General features: G+C 73.0%; 17 protein-coding genes and 6 pseudogenes. 10 read left to right on the top strand and 13 right to left on the bottom strand.

Translation table 11 applies throughout. The features are described from left to right. The first annotated feature begins 67 nt into the window (after positions 1 to 67). On the top strand, positions 68 to 949 hold the full coding sequence (locus tag WBK50_RS05685; protein ID WP_341334571.1) for an alkaline phosphatase family protein: 882 nt from the start codon (positions 68 to 70) through the stop codon (positions 947 to 949). Between the two features lie 201 nt (positions 950 to 1,150). Here the strand turns inward: WBK50_RS05685 and WBK50_RS05680 are convergent. Next, positions 1,151 to 1,480 (bottom strand): annotated as a pseudogene (locus WBK50_RS05680) (histone-like nucleoid-structuring protein Lsr2); the annotation flags it as partial. A 505-nt stretch (positions 1,481 to 1,985) separates the two neighbouring features. Then, positions 1,986 to 2,477, bottom strand: coding sequence for a CinA family protein (locus tag WBK50_RS05675; protein WP_341334570.1), 492 nt, complete (start codon positions 2,475 to 2,477; stop codon positions 1,986 to 1,988). Positions 2,478 to 2,552: 75 nt separating this feature from the next. Here WBK50_RS05675 and WBK50_RS05670 point away from each other — a divergent pair, with 75 nt between their 5' ends. Together WBK50_RS05670 and WBK50_RS05665 are read left to right on the top strand one after the other, a co-directional pair. Then, positions 2,553 to 3,545 (top strand): SDR family NAD(P)-dependent oxidoreductase, encoded by a 993-nt coding sequence (locus tag WBK50_RS05670; protein WP_341334569.1) that lies wholly within the window; start codon positions 2,553 to 2,555, stop codon positions 3,543 to 3,545. Positions 3,546 to 3,590: 45 nt separating this feature from the next. After that, complete coding sequence (locus WBK50_RS05665) at positions 3,591 to 4,034, top strand: SRPBCC family protein (RefSeq protein ID WP_341334568.1); 444 nt, start codon at positions 3,591 to 3,593, stop codon at positions 4,032 to 4,034. Positions 4,035 to 4,181: 147 nt separating this feature from the next. Here WBK50_RS05665 and WBK50_RS05660 read toward each other — a convergent pair whose 3' ends face one another. After that, entirely contained in the window at positions 4,182 to 4,889 is a 708-nt protein-coding gene (locus WBK50_RS05660) for a PRC-barrel domain-containing protein (RefSeq protein WP_341334567.1), read from the bottom strand. A gap of 410 nt (positions 4,890 to 5,299) precedes the next feature. Continuing rightward, positions 5,300 to 5,833: a Dps family protein gene (locus WBK50_RS05655; RefSeq protein WP_341334566.1), complete on the bottom strand. Its 534-nt coding sequence runs from the start codon at positions 5,831 to 5,833 to the stop codon at positions 5,300 to 5,302. Between the two features lie 78 nt (positions 5,834 to 5,911). On the opposite strand from WBK50_RS05655, the gene WBK50_RS05650 reads away from it, so the two are divergent. From WBK50_RS05650 to WBK50_RS05635, 4 genes and pseudogenes are all read left to right on the top strand, one after another. After that, on the top strand, positions 5,912 to 6,475 hold the full coding sequence (locus WBK50_RS05650; protein ID WP_341339309.1) for a cytochrome c oxidase assembly protein: 564 nt from the start codon (positions 5,912 to 5,914) through the stop codon (positions 6,473 to 6,475). A gap of 140 nt (positions 6,476 to 6,615) precedes the next feature. Continuing rightward, positions 6,616 to 8,727: pseudogene (gene glgX, locus WBK50_RS05645) on the top strand (glycogen debranching protein GlgX). A gap of 115 nt (positions 8,728 to 8,842) precedes the next feature. Continuing rightward, positions 8,843 to 9,271 (top strand): Hsp20/alpha crystallin family protein, encoded by a 429-nt coding sequence (locus WBK50_RS05640; protein WP_341334565.1) that lies wholly within the window; start codon positions 8,843 to 8,845, stop codon positions 9,269 to 9,271. Positions 9,272 to 9,323: 52 nt separating this feature from the next. After that, entirely contained in the window at positions 9,324 to 9,776 is a 453-nt protein-coding gene (locus tag WBK50_RS05635) for a helix-turn-helix domain-containing protein (RefSeq protein ID WP_445942226.1), read from the top strand. 147 nt (positions 9,777 to 9,923) lie between these two features. Here the strand turns inward: WBK50_RS05635 and WBK50_RS05630 are convergent. From WBK50_RS05630 to WBK50_RS05605, 7 genes and pseudogenes are all read right to left on the bottom strand, one after another. Continuing rightward, a pseudogene (locus WBK50_RS05630) lies at positions 9,924 to 10,025 on the bottom strand (Rieske 2Fe-2S domain-containing protein); the annotation flags it as partial. Positions 10,026 to 10,323: 298 nt separating this feature from the next. Further along, positions 10,324 to 10,662 (bottom strand): annotated as a pseudogene (locus WBK50_RS05625) (FAD-dependent oxidoreductase); the annotation flags it as partial. Between the two features lie 56 nt (positions 10,663 to 10,718). Beyond that, positions 10,719 to 11,126 (bottom strand): annotated as a pseudogene (locus tag WBK50_RS34955) (FAD-dependent oxidoreductase); the annotation flags it as partial. Between the two features lie 108 nt (positions 11,127 to 11,234). Beyond that, the gene (locus WBK50_RS05620; RefSeq protein WP_341334564.1) at positions 11,235 to 11,702 is read right to left on the bottom strand and encodes a hypothetical protein; all 468 of its coding nucleotides are present in this window, start codon (positions 11,700 to 11,702) and stop codon (positions 11,235 to 11,237) included. A gap of 27 nt (positions 11,703 to 11,729) precedes the next feature. Then, positions 11,730 to 11,912 (bottom strand): hypothetical protein, encoded by a 183-nt coding sequence (locus WBK50_RS05615; RefSeq protein ID WP_341334563.1) that lies wholly within the window; start codon positions 11,910 to 11,912, stop codon positions 11,730 to 11,732. Positions 11,913 to 12,553: 641 nt separating this feature from the next. Further along, positions 12,554 to 12,994 carry an Hsp20/alpha crystallin family protein gene (locus tag WBK50_RS05610; protein ID WP_341334562.1) on the bottom strand — a complete coding sequence of 147 codons (441 nt, stop codon included), beginning with the start codon at positions 12,992 to 12,994 and terminating at the stop codon, positions 12,554 to 12,556. A gap of 306 nt (positions 12,995 to 13,300) precedes the next feature. Further along, on the bottom strand, positions 13,301 to 14,428 hold the full coding sequence (locus WBK50_RS05605; protein ID WP_341334561.1) for a glycosyltransferase: 1,128 nt from the start codon (positions 14,426 to 14,428) through the stop codon (positions 13,301 to 13,303). Here WBK50_RS05605 and WBK50_RS34950 point away from each other — a divergent pair. The 3 genes and pseudogenes from WBK50_RS34950 to WBK50_RS05595 form a co-directional block, all read left to right on the top strand. Next, positions 14,391 to 14,702 (top strand): annotated as a pseudogene (locus WBK50_RS34950) (Gfo/Idh/MocA family oxidoreductase); the annotation flags it as partial. The gene WBK50_RS05605 and the pseudogene WBK50_RS34950 overlap by 38 nt on opposite strands. Before the next feature lie 47 nt (positions 14,703 to 14,749). After that, a complete protein-coding gene (locus tag WBK50_RS05600; protein WP_341334560.1) occupies positions 14,750 to 15,508 on the top strand; it encodes a Gfo/Idh/MocA family protein in 759 nt (252 codons plus the stop codon). After that, a complete protein-coding gene (locus tag WBK50_RS05595; protein ID WP_341334559.1) occupies positions 15,505 to 16,602 on the top strand; it encodes a zinc-dependent alcohol dehydrogenase in 1,098 nt (365 codons plus the stop codon). Before WBK50_RS05600 ends, WBK50_RS05595 begins: the two co-directional genes overlap by 4 nt. A gap of 76 nt (positions 16,603 to 16,678) precedes the next feature. Here WBK50_RS05595 and WBK50_RS05590 read toward each other — a convergent pair whose 3' ends face one another. Next, complete coding sequence (locus tag WBK50_RS05590) at positions 16,679 to 17,083, bottom strand: SRPBCC family protein (RefSeq protein WP_341334558.1); 405 nt, start codon at positions 17,081 to 17,083, stop codon at positions 16,679 to 16,681. Positions 17,084 to 17,187: 104 nt separating this feature from the next. After that, entirely contained in the window at positions 17,188 to 17,631 is a 444-nt protein-coding gene (locus WBK50_RS05585; RefSeq protein WP_341334557.1) for an ATP-binding protein, read from the bottom strand.

Genomic DNA, 17,631 nt, shown 5'->3' with positions numbered 1-17,631 from the left:
GGAGGCAGCCGGACGACGGCGGCGGGGCCAGTATCGACGGGGCACGAACAGGGAGACCATGATCAGGATGCGTTCAGCCGTAGCGGCGCTTCTCGCGGTGTTCGCCACCGGGGTGCTCTCCGCCTGCACCGGTCCCGCCCCCGGTGTCGCGGTCACCGGCGCGGCCGACACCACCCCGGCCACGCCGGCCCGGCCGGACCACGTCGTGATCGTCATGCTGGAGAACAAGGACGAGGGCGACGCCCTGCGGGACGGCCACTACCTCGCCTCCCTCGCCCGGTCCGGCGCGTCCTTGACCGACATGCACGCCGAGACCCATCCCAGCCAGCCCAACTACGTGGCGCTGTTCTCCGGGGACACCCACGGCGTCACCGACGACAGCTGCCCCCACACCTCGGACGCACCGAACCTGGCCAGCGAACTCGTCGGCGCCGGGTACACCTTCGCCGGCTACTCCGAGGACCTGCCCGAGCCGGGGTACACCGGCTGCGAGCACGACGGCTACGCCCGCAAGCACAGCCCCTGGACGGACTTCAGCAGCGTGCCCGCCTCGGCGAACCAACCGCTCGACGCGATGCCGACGGACTACTCGACCCTGCCGACGGTCTCCTTCGTCATCCCGAACCTCTGCCACGACATGCACGACTGCTCCATCGCGGAGGGCGACGCCTGGCTGCGCGACAACCTCGACCCGTACGCGACCTGGGCCCGCACGCACAACAGCCTGCTGCTCGTGTCCTTCGACGAGTCCGAGTCCAAGCACGACTCCGACAACCACATCGCCACCGTCGCGGTGGGTGAGCGGGTCTCCCCCGGTCCGGTCACCGAGCGCGCCGACCATTACGGGCTGCTGCGCACGCTCGAGGATCTCTACGGGCTCCCGGCACTCGGCCACAGCGCGGACGCCGCCGCGATCCCCGCGCTCTGGAACACCTCTGCAGGCAGGTAGACGCCCGGACCGGGTCCCGGCGGCGTCCGGACGAGAACGGCCGAGGGGCCGGGCGAACGCCCCGGCCCCTCGGTCACGACCTGCTCAGGCGTCGGCCTTCTCCGCGGCCTTCCGCCGCGGCCGGCGCTTCGGCTTGGCCTCCGCCTCGACGGTGGTGGTCTCGACCTCCGCGGGCGTCGCGTCCGTGGAAGACGCCGCGCCCCGGTTCTCGTAGGCCTGGATCACGGCGGACGGGATGCGGCCGCGCGGAGCGACCTCGAACCCGTTCGCGCTCGCCCACTCCCGGATCGCCGCGGTCTCCTCGCGGGAACGCGCCGATCGGGCGAAGCTCTTCGGGCGCGCGACCGCGGACCCACCACCGGCCCGCCTCGCCGCCCCCACGAACGGAGCGAGGGCATCCCGCAACTCCGCAGCATGTGCCGCGTTCAGATCGATCTCGAACGCCTTGCCGTCGAGCGTGAACTCGATCGACTCATCCGCATCGCCCCCGTCGATGTCGTCGACGAGACGCACTTCTGTGACTCTGGCCATATCTATTCCGTTCTGAGATGCGCGGGTATTTCCTGCTCGATTCTCCACACCTTTCAGAAATTGTCGAGCAGGACCCGCCATCAGGTGGTCGGAGGCCCCGTTCGTCGGAGACGGGAGGCTCCCGGCGTCCGGACCAGGAGCGACCCCCCTAACACGACGGATCCGTGTGCCCCTCGACGCCGGGTTGCCGGACGGACCGGGCCGCTGGGAGCCCGCGGGGACACTTCGGCTCCGGGTCACCTGCGCCTCTCCCGTCGGCATGTGGCCCCGGCGGATGCCCGCTGAACGCCGTTGTCATCACGAAGCCGGAAATCGTTGTCGCCCCGGTGCCCGGAAACCGCCGAGCCGCGCGGCGAGAAAGCGACGGGGCACACCGCCGCCGTGCGGAAGGCTCACCGGCTCGGGTCGGCCTCCAACCCGTACCGGCGTTCGGCTCAGGCGTTGCTGCGGCCCGTGATAGGTGAACCGCGCCGAGCGGAAATGGCACTCTTGTCTCGGCGCGGGGTCACCGGTCCGGGCCCCCCGACCGGAAGCGGCCGGCCAGCAGCTCGAGGGCGGATTCCGCGGCGGCGACGCAGATCTCCTCCGGCTCCCCGTCGAGATCCCGGTCGATGACCACGCAGGAGGCGCCGTCGTCGATCGCGAGGAACACCGTGCCCGGCGATCGCCCGTCCTGAGGGGCGGGGCCCCCGGCCCCGGTGACCGCCACGGCGACGTCCGCGCCCAGGAGGCGTCGGACCCCGCGGGCCATGGCGCGGGCGGCGGGCGCGCTGACCACCGGGCCGTCGGGAACGTGCAGCACCTCGTGCTTGACCTCGCTCGAGTAGGCCACGAGCGAGCCGCGGAACCACTCGGACGCACCCTCGGCCGCGGCCAGGGCCGAGGAGATCATCCCGCCGGTGAGTGACTCCGCCACCGCCACCGTGCGTCCCGCCGCCGAGGCGGACCCGGCGATCTCCGCGGCGAGGCGGTCCAGTTCGGACTTCTCCGTGCTCATGACCGCCCCATACCCTGATTCGTGCGTGTCCATCCGAGCCGGCATGAGCCGGCCCGCTCGGGGTACTGCCGGGACATGCGGATCAAGGGCTGTGTCACCGTGGTGACCGGCGCGTCGAGCGGCATCGGCCGGGCGACGGCGCTCGCCCTGGCCCATAGGGGCGCGAGACTCGTGCTGGTCGCCAGGGACACGGAGGCGCTGGGCGCGGTCGCGGTCGCGGTCGCGGTCGCGGTCGCGGTCGAGTGCACCTCCCTCGGCGTGACGGCCGCGGTGGTGCCGACGGACGTCACCGACGCCGCTGCCGTGAACCGGGCCGCCGAGATCGCGGTGGAGCGCTTCGGCCGGTTGGACGCGTGGGTCAACGCAGCTTCGGTCATCGCGTTCGGGTCGTTCCTCGACGTCCCCCTGGCGGACACCCGCCGGGTCCTGGACGTGAACGTGATGGGGGCCGTCCACGGCTGCCGGGCGGCCCTGCCCCGGATGATCGAGCGCAACCGCGGCGTCGTCGTCACCGTCTCGTCCATCCTCGGCGTGATCGCCCAGCCCTACGGCTCGTCGTACGCGATGTCGAAGTTCGCGCTGCGGGGACTCGGGGGGAGCCTGCGCGAGGAAGCTCCGGCTGGCCGGTGTGCGGGGGGTCAAGGTGTCCACCGTCCTGCCGGCCGCCATCGACACGCCCATCTGGCGCGACGCCGCGAACCACACGGGGCGACGACCGCGCGCGATCCCGCCGGTCTACGCGCCGGAGCGGGTCGCCCGCATCATCGTGAACCAGATCCGGTTCCCGCGCCGCGAGGTCGTGGCCGGCGGGCTACTGGGACGGGCGTTGCTGGCGCAGTACAAGGTCTCACCGGGTTCGGCCGAACGCGTCCTCGCACGCGACGTGGAACATCTAGGCTTCTCCCGGGAGCCCTCCCGACGAGCCCCGGGAACCTGTACCGGCCCGCTCCGGGTCCGCGTGAGGTCCACGGTGGATGGCATGGCCGGCGCCGGGAACGCAGCAGGCGGCTCCTCGGGCTCGGGGCTCTCGGGGTCCTCACCACCGTCGTCCGCCGGCGGGCGGAATGACCGCCGGCGTCCTTCCGTCCGAAGTCACCGCCCGAGGGAGCGAACATGATCGAGGTCAGTCGTGTGATCCCGACCGATCCGGACCGGGTCTTCGCGGTCCTTGCCGACGGTTGGTCCTATCCACTGTGGGTCGTCGGCGCGACGCACATGCGCTCGGTCGACCCGGACTGGCCCGCGGTCGGGTCGAAGCTGCATCACAGCGTCGGGATCTGGCCCCTGCAGATCGAGGACAACACCGAGGTCCTCGCGGTCGACCCCGGGCGCATGCTCGAACTCCGCGCCCGGGCCTGGCCCGCGGGAACGGCCCGTGTCCGGCTGACGCTCGACCCCGTTCCGGAAGGGACGCTGGTGACGATGGCCGAACGGAGCGAGAGCGGCCCCGCCCGTCTCGTGCCGTGGCCGATCGAGTCGTCCCTGCTCAAGCTCCGCAACACCGAGTCCCTGCAGCGGTTGTCCGATCTGGTGATGCACCGGGGCCCCGTGAAGTGAGATCCCGAGTGGCCGCGGCGAGATCTCCCGGGGCGATGGCGGACGCGCGTCTCCCGGGCGAGGCTCAGCGGTTGCGGCCGTGCCCGACCCCGGAGGTGTCGACCTCCTCCTTGCAGACCTCCTCGCGCGACCCCGGCACCGCCTGCGTCACGTCTCGGTGCCCACGTACCTGCGCAGCCGCGCGCGCCCGGCCTCGGTCCGCTCGGTGCCCCCGTGCAGCCGCTCCGCCGAACGGGTCATCGCGTCGTCGGCGGTCGGGTCGGAGGTGTCCTGCCCGACCGCGCCGGGCTCGTGACCGGCGGTCCTGCCGGCCTCGACGCCCTCCGTACGGTCGGTGCCGCGGGTCCGGTCCACGTCCCCGGCGACGCCGCCCCGGGGCGGGCCGGCCACCCCGTCCTCGACGCCCTCCGCGCCGAGCGCGACCTCGTCCCGCTCGGCGCGGTCGTCCTCGATCGTCTCGTGCCGGCCCTCGGGGTGCCGGCCGTGCAGCCCGCCCCCGTCTGCGCCGTGGCCCACCTGCGCGGTCACCGTGTCGCCGCCGTACGGGATGCCGTAGTGCTCGAACAGCTCGATCTCCTGCTGCGGGCTCAGCTCCTGGTCGGGGTCGTGGTGCGGCGCCCGCTCGAGCGCGTCCTTGTCGAACGGCACGCGCAGCTCGTCACCGGACAGGTCCGCGGTCGCGAGCGGCACCAGCGAGATGTGGGTCCCGAACAGGCCGCTCTTCACCGCCGCCCACTCCGGGCGCTGGGTGTCGTCGTCGAGGTAGACACCGTCGACCTTCCCGAGCTTCTCCCCGCCCTGCCCGGTCACGGTCAGCCCCTGGATCGCGGTCGGGTCCTGGATGTTCACAGCCATGTACACGTTCTCCTTTCCGCCCGTCGTCTCGTCGGCGACGACGGGATCGCGTCCGGAAATCGGACGATGTCGAGGAATGCCCGGCGGCCCCGGCCCACACCGGCGACGGGGATCTTCCCGACCCCGTTCGCAGATTCGGCGCCGGCGGGCGGGGAGTCTCCACGCCCCGCGGCACGCGACGGCGGCGGACTCGCCGGGCCCGGGGAGCGACAGCGGAGAGGGCCCGGACAGCGACGCGGGCGAGGGTCCCGGCAGTGCCGGGGGCGAGGGCCCGGCAGCGTCTGACGAGCCCGGCCGCGTGCGGTGTCACTGCGCGGACACGGCGCGAAGTGCTCCGTTCGTACGGACGGAGCACTCCACAGCGACGCCGCGGGCGGGGCGGGCCCGCCGGGAGATCCGCGGACCGGGCCTCAGGCCCTGCGTGCGGCCTCCGTCTCGGTTTTCGCGCCACCCGTACGCAGGGTGCCGTCGGCGTTCTCCAGGTGGGCGCGGACGAACCACTGGTACTGCTCGAGGTCACCGGCCTGGTCGATGAGCATGTCCTGGCTGACCGGGTCGAGGTCCTCGGTCTTCGCGATCGCGTCCCGGTGTTCGGCGATGACGCCCGTGTACACGAGGTCGAGGGCCCCGAGGTGGGCGATCGCGTCGTCGCGTCCGATCGAGTAGTCGTCCCAGCTCCGGGCGGCGACCAGGGCGCCGGGAGTACCGCTGGGCGAGCCTCCGAGGGTCGCGATGCGCTCGGCCACGTCGTCGACCATCTCGCGGACGCCGTCGACCTGCGGGTCGAGCATCGTGTGCACGGCGATGAAGTTCGGGCCGATCACGTTCCAGTGCGCGTGCTTGAGGGTCAGCGCGAGATCGTTCAGCGCGTTCAGCCGACCCTGCAGGATGTCGATGACGACGGCGGCGTCCTTCTCCTCCATGCCGGGGACGGTGTAGCTCACGGAATGTGATTCGGTGCTCATCTCAGGCCTTTCTGACGGTCGTTCGCAGGTGCTCAGGAGACACCGGCCGGCCGGCGGATCGCCGGAGTCGAGCCGGACGTTCGCAGCGGGACACCCCGGCCGGGGTCTCCACCGCACGGAGGGCCCACGAGGCGTGCTCGGTGTCCTCGGAGGCCACGAAGCGCTGGTACCACCCGTGGAGCCGCACTAATCCCCTCGAAAGCCTTCCGGCTCCGCCGGGGCATCCGGTGCTGCGCCCTCCTCACCCATCCGGTCGTCGCCGCGGGCCTCGACGTCGGCGGGCTCTGGGTGGTGTACCGGACCGGGCTCTACCCGGCCGCGCACGGCCCGCTCGTCCAGGCGCACGTGCTCCTCGCCGGGGTGCTGTTCACGGCCTCGGTCGTCGGTCGCGACCCCGCACCGCACCGCACCGCGCTCGAGGTCCGGGTATCGGCGGACGGGTCGGCGCACCCGGCGTACGCCGGTCCGACGGGGTATCGGCCGGCCGGCCGCTCCTGCCCCGGTGGGCCGGCGGTGCGGCCAGCGGCAACGGCGGAGTGCCGGGTCGTCGCTCACCACGTGCGCCGTCAGGGAGCCCACGTCGAGGTGGCGAAGGTCGATCTGCCCGAGAGCCCCGCGTAGCCGGTTCGGGCATCCCTGAACCGCCGGCGACCGGTTCTCCCGCTGTGGCGATCGTCGCGCGGCCCTGAGTCGCGGGCCGTGGGCGCAGTCGATACAAAGACGTGCTCGCGGCTCCGCGGGCGTTCGTCGTGGAGGTCCCTTTGCACATCTGGCCCGGCTCGCCCTACCCGCTCGGCTCGTCGTTCGACGGCGGTGGCACCAACTTCGCGATCTTCTCCGAGGTCGCCGAGCGCATCGAGCTTCTGCCTCTTCGACTCCGACGGCACCGAGACCCGCCTCGACCTCCCGGAGCGCAACGGCCTGGTCTGGCACGGATACGTGCCCCGGGTGTGGCCCGGGCAGCGCTACGGCTACCGCGTGCACGGGCCCTACGAGCCGGCCGCCGGGCTGCGCTGCAACCCCTCCAAGCTGCTGCTCGACCCCTACGCGAAGGCCATCGACGGCCGGATCGAATGGGGCCAGGCCCTGTTCTCCTACAACTTCGGGGACCCGGACTCCTTCAACGACGAGGACTCCGCCCCGCGGATGATGAAGTCCGTCGTCACCAACGACTTCTTCGACTGGGCCGACGACCGGCCGCTGCGCATCCCCTACAACGAGACCGTCATCTACGAGGCGCACGTCAAGGGCATGACCATGCGCCACCCGGACATCCCGCAGGACGTGCGCGGCACCTACGCCGGGATCTCGCACCCCGCGATGATCAAGCACCTGAAGAACCTCGGGGTCACCGCGATCGAGCTGATGCCGGTGCACCAGTTCGTCGACGACTCGACCCTGCAGGACAAGGGCCTGTCGAACTACTGGGGCTACAACACCATCGGCTTCTTCGCCCCGCACAACGGCTACGCCTGCTTCGGCACCGGCGGCGAGCAGGTCTTCGAGTTCAAGACGATGGTCCGCACCCTGCACCGGGCCGGGATCGAGGTCATCCTCGACGTCGTCTACAACCACACCGCCGAGGGCAACCACATGGGGCCGACGCTGTCCTTCCGCGGGATCGACAACCAGGCCTACTACCGCCTCGTCGGCGGCGACGAGAAGTTCTACTACGACACCACCGGCACCGGGAACAGCCTCAACGTCCGCCACCACGAGTCCCTGCGCCTGATCATGGACTCGCTGCGCTACTGGGTCACCGAGATGCACGTCGACGGCTTCCGCTTCGACCTCGCCTCCTCCCTCGCCCGGGAGTTCCACGACGTCGACCGGCTCTCGGCCTTCTTCGACCTGGTCAACCAGGACCCCATCGTCAGCCAGGTCAAGCTCATCGCCGAACCCTGGGACGTCGGCGACGGCGGCTACCAGGTCGGCGGCTTCCCGCCCCTGTGGACCGAATGGAACGGCAAGTACCGCGACACCGTCCGGGACTTCTGGCGCGGCGAACCGGCCAGCCTCGGCGAGTTCGCCGCCCGCTTCACCGGCTCCTCGGACCTCTACGAGGCCGACAACCGCCGCCCCATCGCCTCGATCAACTTCGTCACCGCCCACGACGGCTTCACCCTGCAGGACCTCGTGTCCTACAACGAGAAGCACAACGAGGCCAACGGCGAGGACAACAACGACGGCGAGAGCCACAACCGCTCGTGGAACTGCGGCGCGGAGGGACCGACGGACGACTCGGAGGTCTACGCGCTACGGGAGCGGCAGAAGCGCAACATCCTCGCCACGCTGCTGCTCTCCCAGGGCGTGCCGATGATCTCCCACGGCGACGACTCGGCCGCACCCAGGGCGGCAACAACAACGTCTACTGCCAGGACAACGAGATCAGCTGGGTGGACTGGGACGCCGCCCGCGAGCAGGACGTCCTCACCGAGTTCACCGCTCGGCTGGCGCGGCTGCGCGCCGAGCACCCGATCTTCCGCCGGCAGCGGTTCTTCCAGGGCCGCCCGCTGCGCGGCTCCGGCGTCGACGACATCGCCTGGCTCCGGCCCGACGGCCACCCGATGAGCGACGACGACTGGACCGGCGACCACACCCAGTCGCTGACCGTCCACCTCAACGGGCAGGGCATCCCGGACCGCGACGACCTCGGCATGCAGATCATCGACGACTCGTTCCTGCTGCTGATCAACGCCCACCACCAGGAGCAGACCTTCACGGTGCCGGACGAGAGCTACGGCAAGGGCTGGCAGGCCGTCCTCGACACCGCGGACCCCCTGCTCGCCAACGCCCGCCGCCGCTCCCCGGACCCGGGCGGGAAGGTTCGGCTCCCCGCCCGCTCGATGCTGGTCCTGCAGAGCAGCCCCTGACCGGCGGACGGCACCGGGCCGAGAAATCCTCTCGCAGAGGTTGCGCAGAACCTACAGCGCATACTATAAATTTCTTCGTCACCGACTTCGGGCAGCACCACGAAAGGAGATCACGATGCTGCTCAACTACGAGCCCCTCGCCGACGCCTTCCGCAGGTTCGACCGGGCCGCCGGTCCGGCTCCGGCCGGGATGCCGATGGACATCCAGCGCCTGGACGACCACCTCCTGGTCAGCTTCGACCTCCCCGGCGTGGACCCCGGCTCCATCGACCTCACCGTCGAGGGCACCTCGTTGACCGTCCGCGCGGAGCGGACGGCCCCGCACGACGGCGGCGAGTGGCTGGCTTCCGAGCGTCCCCGTGGCACTTTCACCCGCCGCCTGCTGCTCGGGCGTGACCTCGACACCGAGCGGCTCACCGCCACCTACCGGGACGGGGTCCTGAGCCTGTCCATCCCGGTCGCCGAGCGGGCCAAGCCACGACGGATCGAGATCGCCCACGGCGGCCGCGACGCGCAGCCCGTGCTGGACGGCTCCCCCGCCTGAGCCGCCCGCGCGTCCCCCCGCTCCGCGGGGACGCCTCGCGCCGGACGGCCCGATGTCGGACGACCACCCGGAGGACGACGACACCGACGAGAGCGCTGATCACGTGACGAACAACCTCGGCAGGCTGGACGACGAGGACTACCCGGCGGTCACCATGGGCCAGGCCGCGGAGCTCCTCGGCGTCCAGCCCGCCTTCCTACGCAGCCTCGACACCGGGGGCGCGTTGCGTCCCCACCGCACCGAGGGCGGGCACCGCCGGTACTCCCGCCGCCAGCTCGCCCATGCGGCGCGGTTGCGCGAGCTGCTCGACGCCGGGCACACCCTGACCTCCGCCCTCGCCATCGCGGACCTCGAGGGCCGGCTGCACCACAGCGACGACGCCCTCGGCCGCACCCGTTCGGACCTCCAGGACCGCACGGAGGAGCTCGACCGGACCCGCGGCGAGCTGCGCGAGGCACGCGCGGAGATCACCGACCTCCAGCGTCGGCTGGACGACGAGACCTGAGACCGCCGGGCCCCGTGCGCAGGGCCGCCGCCGTACCGAAGGAGGCGCCCCGGCCCACCGCGGGCTCAGCCGGGAGCGGGCGGGTCGCGGCGCGCGAGCGGCTCGACCGCGGGCCCTTCCAGCACGGCGCCGTCGACCCAGCACGGCGCCGTCGACGTCGAACCGCGAGCCGTGGCACGGGCAGTCCCAGCTGCGCTCGGCGCCGTTGAACCGCAGCAGGCAGCCGAGGTGGGTGCAGTGGATCGACACGGCGTGCCCCCCCCGGCGGCGTCGCGTAAGACGCCCGTGCGGTCCGTGCCGGCCCGCACGACGCCGGCCTGGCCGGGAGCCGGCTCCGCCCGTCGGCGACGTCGCCGAACGTCAACCGGTCCCCCAGCAGGTCCAGGGCGACCTTCACGTTCATCCGCGCCAGCGCGGGCAGCCCCCGCACGGAGAACCGGTGCGGGCTGAAGACCTCGTCCGCGGCCCCGCCGGACAGCCGCTCGGAGAGCAGCGCGGCTGCCATCGACCCGCCGCTCAGCCCCCACTTCGAGTATCCGGCGGCGACCTACATCCGCGAGGCACGTACTCCTCGAGCGCGGTGTAGCGGCCGGGATCGACGCCCCGTGCCCCGGCGGGGTGGTCCTGCCCGCAGACGACCATCAGATCGCCCGCGGAGCGGAACGACCAGCCAGACCGGGTAGTGCGTGGCGACCACGACCTGCTGCCCGTTCAGCTCCCCGTGCGTCGTCGTGACGCGGACGGGCCGCCCCTCGGACACCGCCGTCGCGCGGGTGCCCTCGAGGACGCGCGAGCCAGCCGCCTCGATCGCCGTGGCCAGGCCATGGGCGTAGCCGACGGGATCGATCTCGACCTGGTCGTCGAGGCGGACCGCGCCGGCCACCGGGAACGGGTGCGTTCGATCGTCGAGAGCATCGTGCTCTGCAGGGCCGTGACCGTGCCCGTGCTGTTGCCCGTGACACCGGACCCGATCCGGCCCGCCTCCAGGACCGCGACCCGGGCGCCGCGCCGCGTCAGCAGCAGCGCGGTCGTGAGGCCGGTGATGCCGCCGCCGTGGTCGTGGGGACGTGGCCGCTCGCGTCGGATGTCGTCATCCTGCTCCTCGAGGTGCGCGAACGGCGTGGACGCCGCCCGGTCGACGGCGTGTACCCGCGCGCGGGCCTGATGATCGGTCCGGGCAGGCGGACCCGCGGGTGGGGAACGGTCGAGGGGGCCAGCACAGAGGAGCGCAGGCTGGACGCCGAGGAGCCTGCGTCCCCGCGCGGGGGGCCGGCCGGGGGGTCCTCGCCGTCCAACCTGCCGAGTCGAGGGACCGTCTGTTCCGTCGCTGTCCCTCTGGTCGTGGGTCATCTCCGTGGTCGTGGGGTCATGGGCCTCCTGTAGGTGGGTGCCGTCGTGGTCTCGACCTTCCGGTGCCCGGTGGCGGACCGGCCGGCCGGTTCGGGGTGGACGTCCTGGTCACGGCTGCGACATGGGGCCGCCGGGCGCGTCGCCCGGCGAGATCCCGAGCGGATCCTCCCGGCCGGGAGAGGGCTGTCCGGCGGCGCCGGCGAACGGGGAGAAGCCGAACCGGACCGGGCCGGCGGCCACGGTGCGGTCCGGGTGCGGGGTGGTCCTCACCCGGGCGGTGTCCGCGCGCAGGATCCCGGCCGCGTCGACGCTGTCGAGCTGGGCCAGCAGCCGGGCCAGCGCGGCGGGGGCCTCGTCCGGCGGAGTGCCGGTCTGGGCGAGGGTGCGATGCAGCGGCCCGCTCTGCCATCCCTCCTGGTCGCCGCTGCCGGTCGGGGCCGCGACGACGACGTCGAGCAGCCAGCGGGCAGGTTTCCCGGCGAAGTCCGGGGTCCGGTGCACGTCGATCTGCACCACCTGGTCGCCGCGCAGCAGGCTGCCGTCGACCAACTGCAACCACACCTTGGTCAGGCTCACGGGCGGTCCTCCTGCGTCGGGTTCCACCTAGCTCCAGGCGTCGAGGTCGTCCTCGTAGAGGGCGGCGAGGGCGCGGGCCATCACGTCGGCCGCGACGTCCGGCGGGTTGTCCGGGACGTGCTGCTCGGGTCCACCTGGGCGGAGACCGTGGTCCGATGCCTCGCGCAGGCACGACGGGGCGGTGTCACCAACGGCAGCGGGAGCGGTCACGGAAGAGTTCCTCTCTGGGCGGGAGCCCGACGGCGGTCGCCGCCGGCGGGCGGTGGGTCAGGGATGGCGCCGGTGTGCGGGGCCCGCCTCACCAGGGGGAACGGGCCGGCGGGGCCCCGCACGTGGCGCACGACGGACCACACAGACACTGTCGCGACATCGGGAGACGATCACGCCGGCCGTCGTGCCACCGGCCGCGATCGTCCTGGCCACCTCCTTCCGCACCGTCACACCGACAATCGGACGCGCCCTACGGTCCGCGGAGGAGAACGCTCCCGGGGCAGCACCTCCCGGTCGCCCCGCCCGCCGGGCAGGTGCCGGCCGGTTGCGGGCTCCCGCCGGCCCACCACGCGGGAACGGGCTCGGGCACGGTCGGCCCCGCACCGCCGCCGGGCCGGCGGCCCCGTGCGGCGGCACCGGCCCTCGGACCGGTCGGGCCGCTCCTCGGAAGCGACGACTCCGCCGCGATCGCGAGGAACATCCGGTCGACCCGCTCCTGGTCGCACCCGGCGCTCACGCCCGGCGCAGCAGGTTCGTGGGCCGTCAGCCCGATCATGGTCATCACCCCCGTCGCGGAGGAGTACGGACGCGAAGGACACGGACGTTCAGGGACACAGGCGTACGAGGACACGGCGGCGGGATCAGGCGTTGACCTCCTGGCGTCCCGGGTCCTCGGCGCTGGAGATGCTGATGGTACGGGGCTTGGCCCTCTCGGCGACCGGGATCCGCAGCGTGAGCACGCCGGCGTTGTAGTCGGCGTGGATGTGCTCGGTGTCCAGCGTCTCACCGAGGAAGAGCTGGCGGGAGTACACGCCCAGGCTGCGCTCGGACACCTGCATCTCCACGTTCTCGTCGCGCAGGGGCGGACGTCGCTCGGCCTTGACGGTCAGCACGTTGCGCTCCACCGACAGCTCGATCGCCCCCGGATCGACCCCGGGCAGATCGAACTCCACCACGAACTCCTCGCCGCGGCGGTAAGCGTCCATCGGCATGGCCGTCGGGCGCGACCAGGTCCCGGGCGCGCCGAAGGCGTGCTGGGCGAGCCGGTCGAGCTCACGGAACGGGTCGGTACGCATCAGCATCGCTACCACTCCTCTCCTCACGACACTGTCGGCGATGCGGCCAGCCGCCTCGGACCTTCCGCGTGCGGCTGGGATATCTGAAGTGTGCACTGCAGGTTTCCCTCATGCAAGAGGGTAGATTGCTGTATCGCTCAAGTTGGGCGAGGGATCGGTGGCGGCGCATCCGGCGCTCGGCGACCGCGTCGAGGACGACCGGCCCGCTCGGCGGCGTGCCGGCCCGGTACGCCGCCGGACGCTCGAAGCGAATTGATTCCTCGGCCGTTGTCGAAGCCCTTTCCACAGTTTTCGGCGAATGAGCGAGAACTGTCATACATCCGCGGTCGAACGGACCGGAACGGGACGACCACCGAGCGCGATCACCTGGTCGTAGAAATCGAGGTACTGCTGCGCCATTCGGGCGGGGGTGAAACGTCGCGTAGCCTCGCGGCGGCACACCCGAGGATCGATCAGCCGCGCCCCGGACGCCGCGGCGGCGAGAGCGTCGATGTCGCCCGGCTCCACCAGGAGGCCGGTGCGCCCGTCGTCGACCAGCTCGGGGAGGCAGCCGCGCCGGTAGCCGACGGGCGCGGTGCCGAGGGCGAGCGACTCGACCACCGCGGTCCCCCCGGGTTCGTCCCATCCGATGGGGAACAGGGCCGCGTCGGCGCTCTGCAGGAGGGTGTCGCGTTCGCGGCCGGTGACGGTCCCGATCCAGCGCACCCTCACCCCGTCGACCAGTGGTTCGACCTGCTCGCGCCAGTACCGGACGTCCGGGTTGGCGGCGTCCGCGGTCGCCAGCTCGCTCGGGTGGTCATGGGGCCCGATCGGCCCCGCGAGGACCAGGTCGCGGCCGGTGCGGTGCGCCACCTCGGCTGCAACGTGCTGGCCCTTGTCCGCGGTGACCCGGCCAAGGACCACCAGGTGGCCGGCCTTGTCGACGGCGGGGGCACGCCGGTCCGCCCCGACGGCGAGCGGCGTGGCCAGGTGGACGTGGCCGACGCTGATCGCCCGCAGCGCGGCGGGCGCGTTCGCTATCTGCGAGGCGGACACCCCGTTCACCCACAGCGAGCCGCCGCCGTCGACGGCCCCGTAGAACTCGGGGTGCTTGCGCAGGTCCCAGTGCAGGGTGTGCAGGACCGGCGGACCGTCGGGACCGAGCGCGCCCAGGACCGTCGGGCCGAACACCTCCTGGTGGTCGTGCACGAGCACGATGTCGTCCCGGCGCCTCAGCTCGGTCACGATGCGGTGCAGGTGCGCCGCGGCCACCCCCGCCACCTGGTTGAAGGGTCGTTGCAGCTCGCCGAACCGCCCGTTCTCGTGCACGGAGATCCGCTCGTCGACGGGGAGCGTGCTCCGTCCGACCGTGGCCAGGACCACCCGGACCCCGCGCCGCCGCAGCTCCGGGACGAGCGCGGCGATGACGTTCTCGATGCCGCCGTACCCCGGGGGCGGCACGGGGAGCCACGGACCGGAATTGAGCAGAACCGTCATTGTCATATGCGGCGGTGCCCGTTTCGCACTCCGTCCAATCAGGTACTCGGACGACATGGCACAAAACAGCGTCCGGTCGCGAGTCAAATGTCGTATCGGATTCGTCGGAACGGGCGGTGTCGCCACCAGACACGCAAGATTTGTCGCGACGTTCGACGATGCCGAGATCGTCGCCGTCATCGACCTGGACCACGATCGCGCGGCGACCTTCGCCCACGCCCACGGCGGCCGGGCCGTCCCCGACGTCGCTGCACTGATCGACGCCGGGGTCGACGCCGTCTACGTGTGCGTCCCCCGTACGCCCACGGCGAGGCGGAGCCGGCCCTCGCCGACGCCGGGGTCGCCCTGTTCGTCGAGAAGCCGCTCGCGCTCGACGTGCCCACCGCCCAGCAGATCTCGGACCGGATCGCCGCGGCGGGCGTGGTGAGCCGCGTCGGCCACCACTGGCGGTGCGCGGAACCGGTCCGCGGGGCCCGGGACCTGCTCGCCGGACGAACCGTCCGGCAGGTCTCGGGGTACTGGCTGGACAAGGTGCCGCCGGTTCCGTGGTGGACCGACCGCGCCCGGTCCGGCGGCCCCCTCGTCGAGCAGGCCGTGCACGTCCTGGACTTGGCCCGCGTCCTGGTCGGCGAGGTCGACGAGGTCTACGCCCTCTCCGCCGGCCCGCGGCAGGGCGGCACGACCGACGTCGCGACCTCCGGCGTGCTGCGCTTCGCCTGCGGCGCCGTAGGCACGGTGTCGACCACCTGCGCACTCGCCGGCAAGCTCCGCGCCGGCCTCGAGATCGTGGCCGACGGCCTCGTCGTGGGGATCGGCGAGGACCGGCTGCACGTCGGCGACGGCATCTCCACCCGCCGCCGCCGGTTCGACCCGGCCATCGCCCGCCGGGCGGCGGACCGCGAGTTCCTCGACGCCGTGCGCGGCGACGGGAGCCCGCCCGCCCCGCTCGGCCTGCCCGACCACGCGGAGGCGCTGCGCAGCCACCGCCTCGCCTGCGCCCTCGCCACCTCGGTCGGGACGCGGGTCCCGGAGGAGGCCCGGTGAGCGACCGGGCGCTGATCATCGAGTCGCGCGGGGTGCCCGCCGTCCGGCCGGTGCCCGAGGCGGCGGGTCCGGTCGCCGTCCGCACCCTGTTCACCGGAGTCTCGGCCGGGACCGAGCTGAGCTTCCTCACCGGCACCAACCCCGCCCTGCACGCCACCTTCGACCCGGAGCTGGGGCTCTTCCGGGGCGGCCGCCCCGACCAGGGCTACCCGGTGACGAGGCTCGGGTACATGGAGGTCGCCCGGGTCGTGGAGAGCCCGGCGGACGGTACCGGGCCCGCCCGGGACGACCTCGTCGCCATGACCTACGGCCACCGCACCGCGTACCGGGCCGATCCGCTGAGCGAGCGGATCGTGGTCCTGCCGCCCGGGCTCGACCCGCTGCTCGGCATCTACGTGGCGCACATGGGCCCGATCTGCGCGAACGGGCTCCTGCACGCCGCCGCGGACGTCCACGGCACCGACGTCCGCGACCTCGGCGCAGGCGTGCGCGGGCGGCGCGTCGCGGTCGTCGGCGGCGGCGTCGTCGGCCTGCTCACCGGCCTCTTCGCCCGCCACCACGACGCCGAGGAGGTCGTCCTGGTCGACCCGACACCGCGCCGCCGCGCCGCCGCGGAGGGCCTCGGGCTCGGCACCCTCGATCCCGCCGACGGCGATCCGGCCCTCGTGCTGAAGTCCCGGTGGCGGCACTCCCCCGGCGACCGCGGCGCCGACGTCGTCTTCCAGTGCCGCGGACGGGCCACGGCACTGGCCTCCGCCCTGCGGATCCTTCGCCCCCAGGGCACCGTCGTCGACCTGGCCTTCTACACCGACGACGGCTCCGCCCTGCGCCTCGGCGCCGAGTTCCACCACAACGGCCTCGGGATCCGCAGCGCCCAGATCGGCCGGGTCCCCCGCGGTACCGCACACCTCTGGGACCGCGAGCGGCTCTCCGCCGAGACGATCGCGCTCCTGCTCGACGAGGGTCCGCTGCTGCGCGAGCACGTCATCACCGACGTCCTCCCGCTCCGCGACGGGCCGGCCCTGCTGACCGACCTCGCGGCGCGGCGCCGGCACACGATCCAGGCCGTGCTCGAGGTCGACGGCCACGACTGACGCCGCACACCGCGTCGGGATCGCGCAGGAGATCTCTCGCCCCGGAGTGGCCGCGGCCGGCCGCCCGCTCGCCCGGTCAGGGCGTGACGAGCCGTTCCAGCCGGGCGAGGCTGTCGTCGAGCCGGGTCCGGAGGGCTCGGGCGGCCGCCCCCGCGTGCGCCTCCGGCTGGTCGCCGAGGAACGAGAGGTGCAGTAGCACCGAGCAGTGGCCGTCGTCGGCGTGCATGACCTGGAGCCAGCCCGCGTAGTCCGGCGAGTCCCGGGAGCCCCACTCCAGCCGTAGCTGTTCCGACCGGACCCGGACCAGTCCCGGGACCATGCTGCCGCGGCCGTCCAGCGAGGCGGCGATCTCGCCGTCGGGCGTCGGGCGCACCCGTATCCCGTCCGGGACCCACTCGTCCACCCGGTCCAGGTCCGCCACCACCTCGAAGACCCGGTCCGCGGTGGCCGCCATCCGCCGTTCCGCCTCGAACTCCGCCATGCACGGGGGTACCCGGCTCCGGGTTCGGCCATCCGCGGTCCGCCCCGGCGGTCCACCGGAGGACCGCCGCACGCCGGGTAGCGCAGTCGGGCAGCCCCTCCGGCCTACGACGCCGCGCCCGCCGGGTTCGGGCTGCTCGTGCTGCTCGGGCTGCCGGACGTCGGGCCCGGGCCGCTGCGCAGGCGCACCCACGTACCGGGACCGGCCGTCCCGATCACGACGTCGGGCACGGCGGCGCGCATCAGCGGGATCCCGTACCCCCGCCGTCCGACGTCGCCCCACCGGCGCCACTGCCCCTGGTCGACGACCGTCAGCTCCACGACGCCGGCCTCGTCCCGCACCACCGCATCGACATCGACCCGACCCACCGCCTCGCCCCGGTACGCGTGGTCGACGCTGTTGCACACGGCCTCCCGCGCCGCGAACACCAGGTCCTGCGCGTCCTCGGCCGGCCACCCGACGGTGCACAACCACCTGGCCAACGCCCGCGCGGCGATGTCCGGAGCATCCGACCGCGCGTCCAGAACGAGCTTGAGACCACTATCCAC

This window comes from Pseudonocardia sp. T1-2H, from assembly GCF_038039215.1.
Lineage (GTDB): Bacteria > Actinomycetota > Actinomycetes > Mycobacteriales > Pseudonocardiaceae > Pseudonocardia.
The sequence above is the reverse complement of the archived record's forward strand: the minus strand, read 5'-3'. Positions and strand labels throughout refer to the sequence as shown.

Bases quoted from the DNA above. Each gene is read 5' to 3' on its own strand.
- WBK50_RS05670 (WP_341334569.1), top strand. From the start codon at position 2,553: ATGCGGATCAAGGGCTGTGTCACCGTGGTGACCGGCGCGTCGAGCGGC.
- WBK50_RS05590 (WP_341334558.1), bottom strand. From the start codon at position 17,083: ATGGCGGAGTTCGAGGCGGAACGGCGGATGGCGGCCACCGCGGACCGG.
- WBK50_RS05660 (WP_341334567.1), bottom strand. From the start codon at position 4,889: ATGGCTGTGAACATCCAGGACCCGACCGCGATCCAGGGGCTGACCGTG.
- WBK50_RS05675 (WP_341334570.1), bottom strand. From the start codon at position 2,477: ATGAGCACGGAGAAGTCCGAACTGGACCGCCTCGCCGCGGAGATCGCC.
- WBK50_RS05635 (WP_445942226.1), top strand. From the start codon at position 9,324: ATGTCGGACGACCACCCGGAGGACGACGACACCGACGAGAGCGCTGAT.
- WBK50_RS05665 (WP_341334568.1), top strand. From the start codon at position 3,591: ATGATCGAGGTCAGTCGTGTGATCCCGACCGATCCGGACCGGGTCTTC.
- WBK50_RS05610 (WP_341334562.1), bottom strand. From the start codon at position 12,994: ATGCTGATGCGTACCGACCCGTTCCGTGAGCTCGACCGGCTCGCCCAG.
- WBK50_RS05685 (WP_341334571.1), top strand. From the start codon at position 68: ATGCGTTCAGCCGTAGCGGCGCTTCTCGCGGTGTTCGCCACCGGGGTG.
- WBK50_RS05640 (WP_341334565.1), top strand. From the start codon at position 8,843: ATGCTGCTCAACTACGAGCCCCTCGCCGACGCCTTCCGCAGGTTCGAC.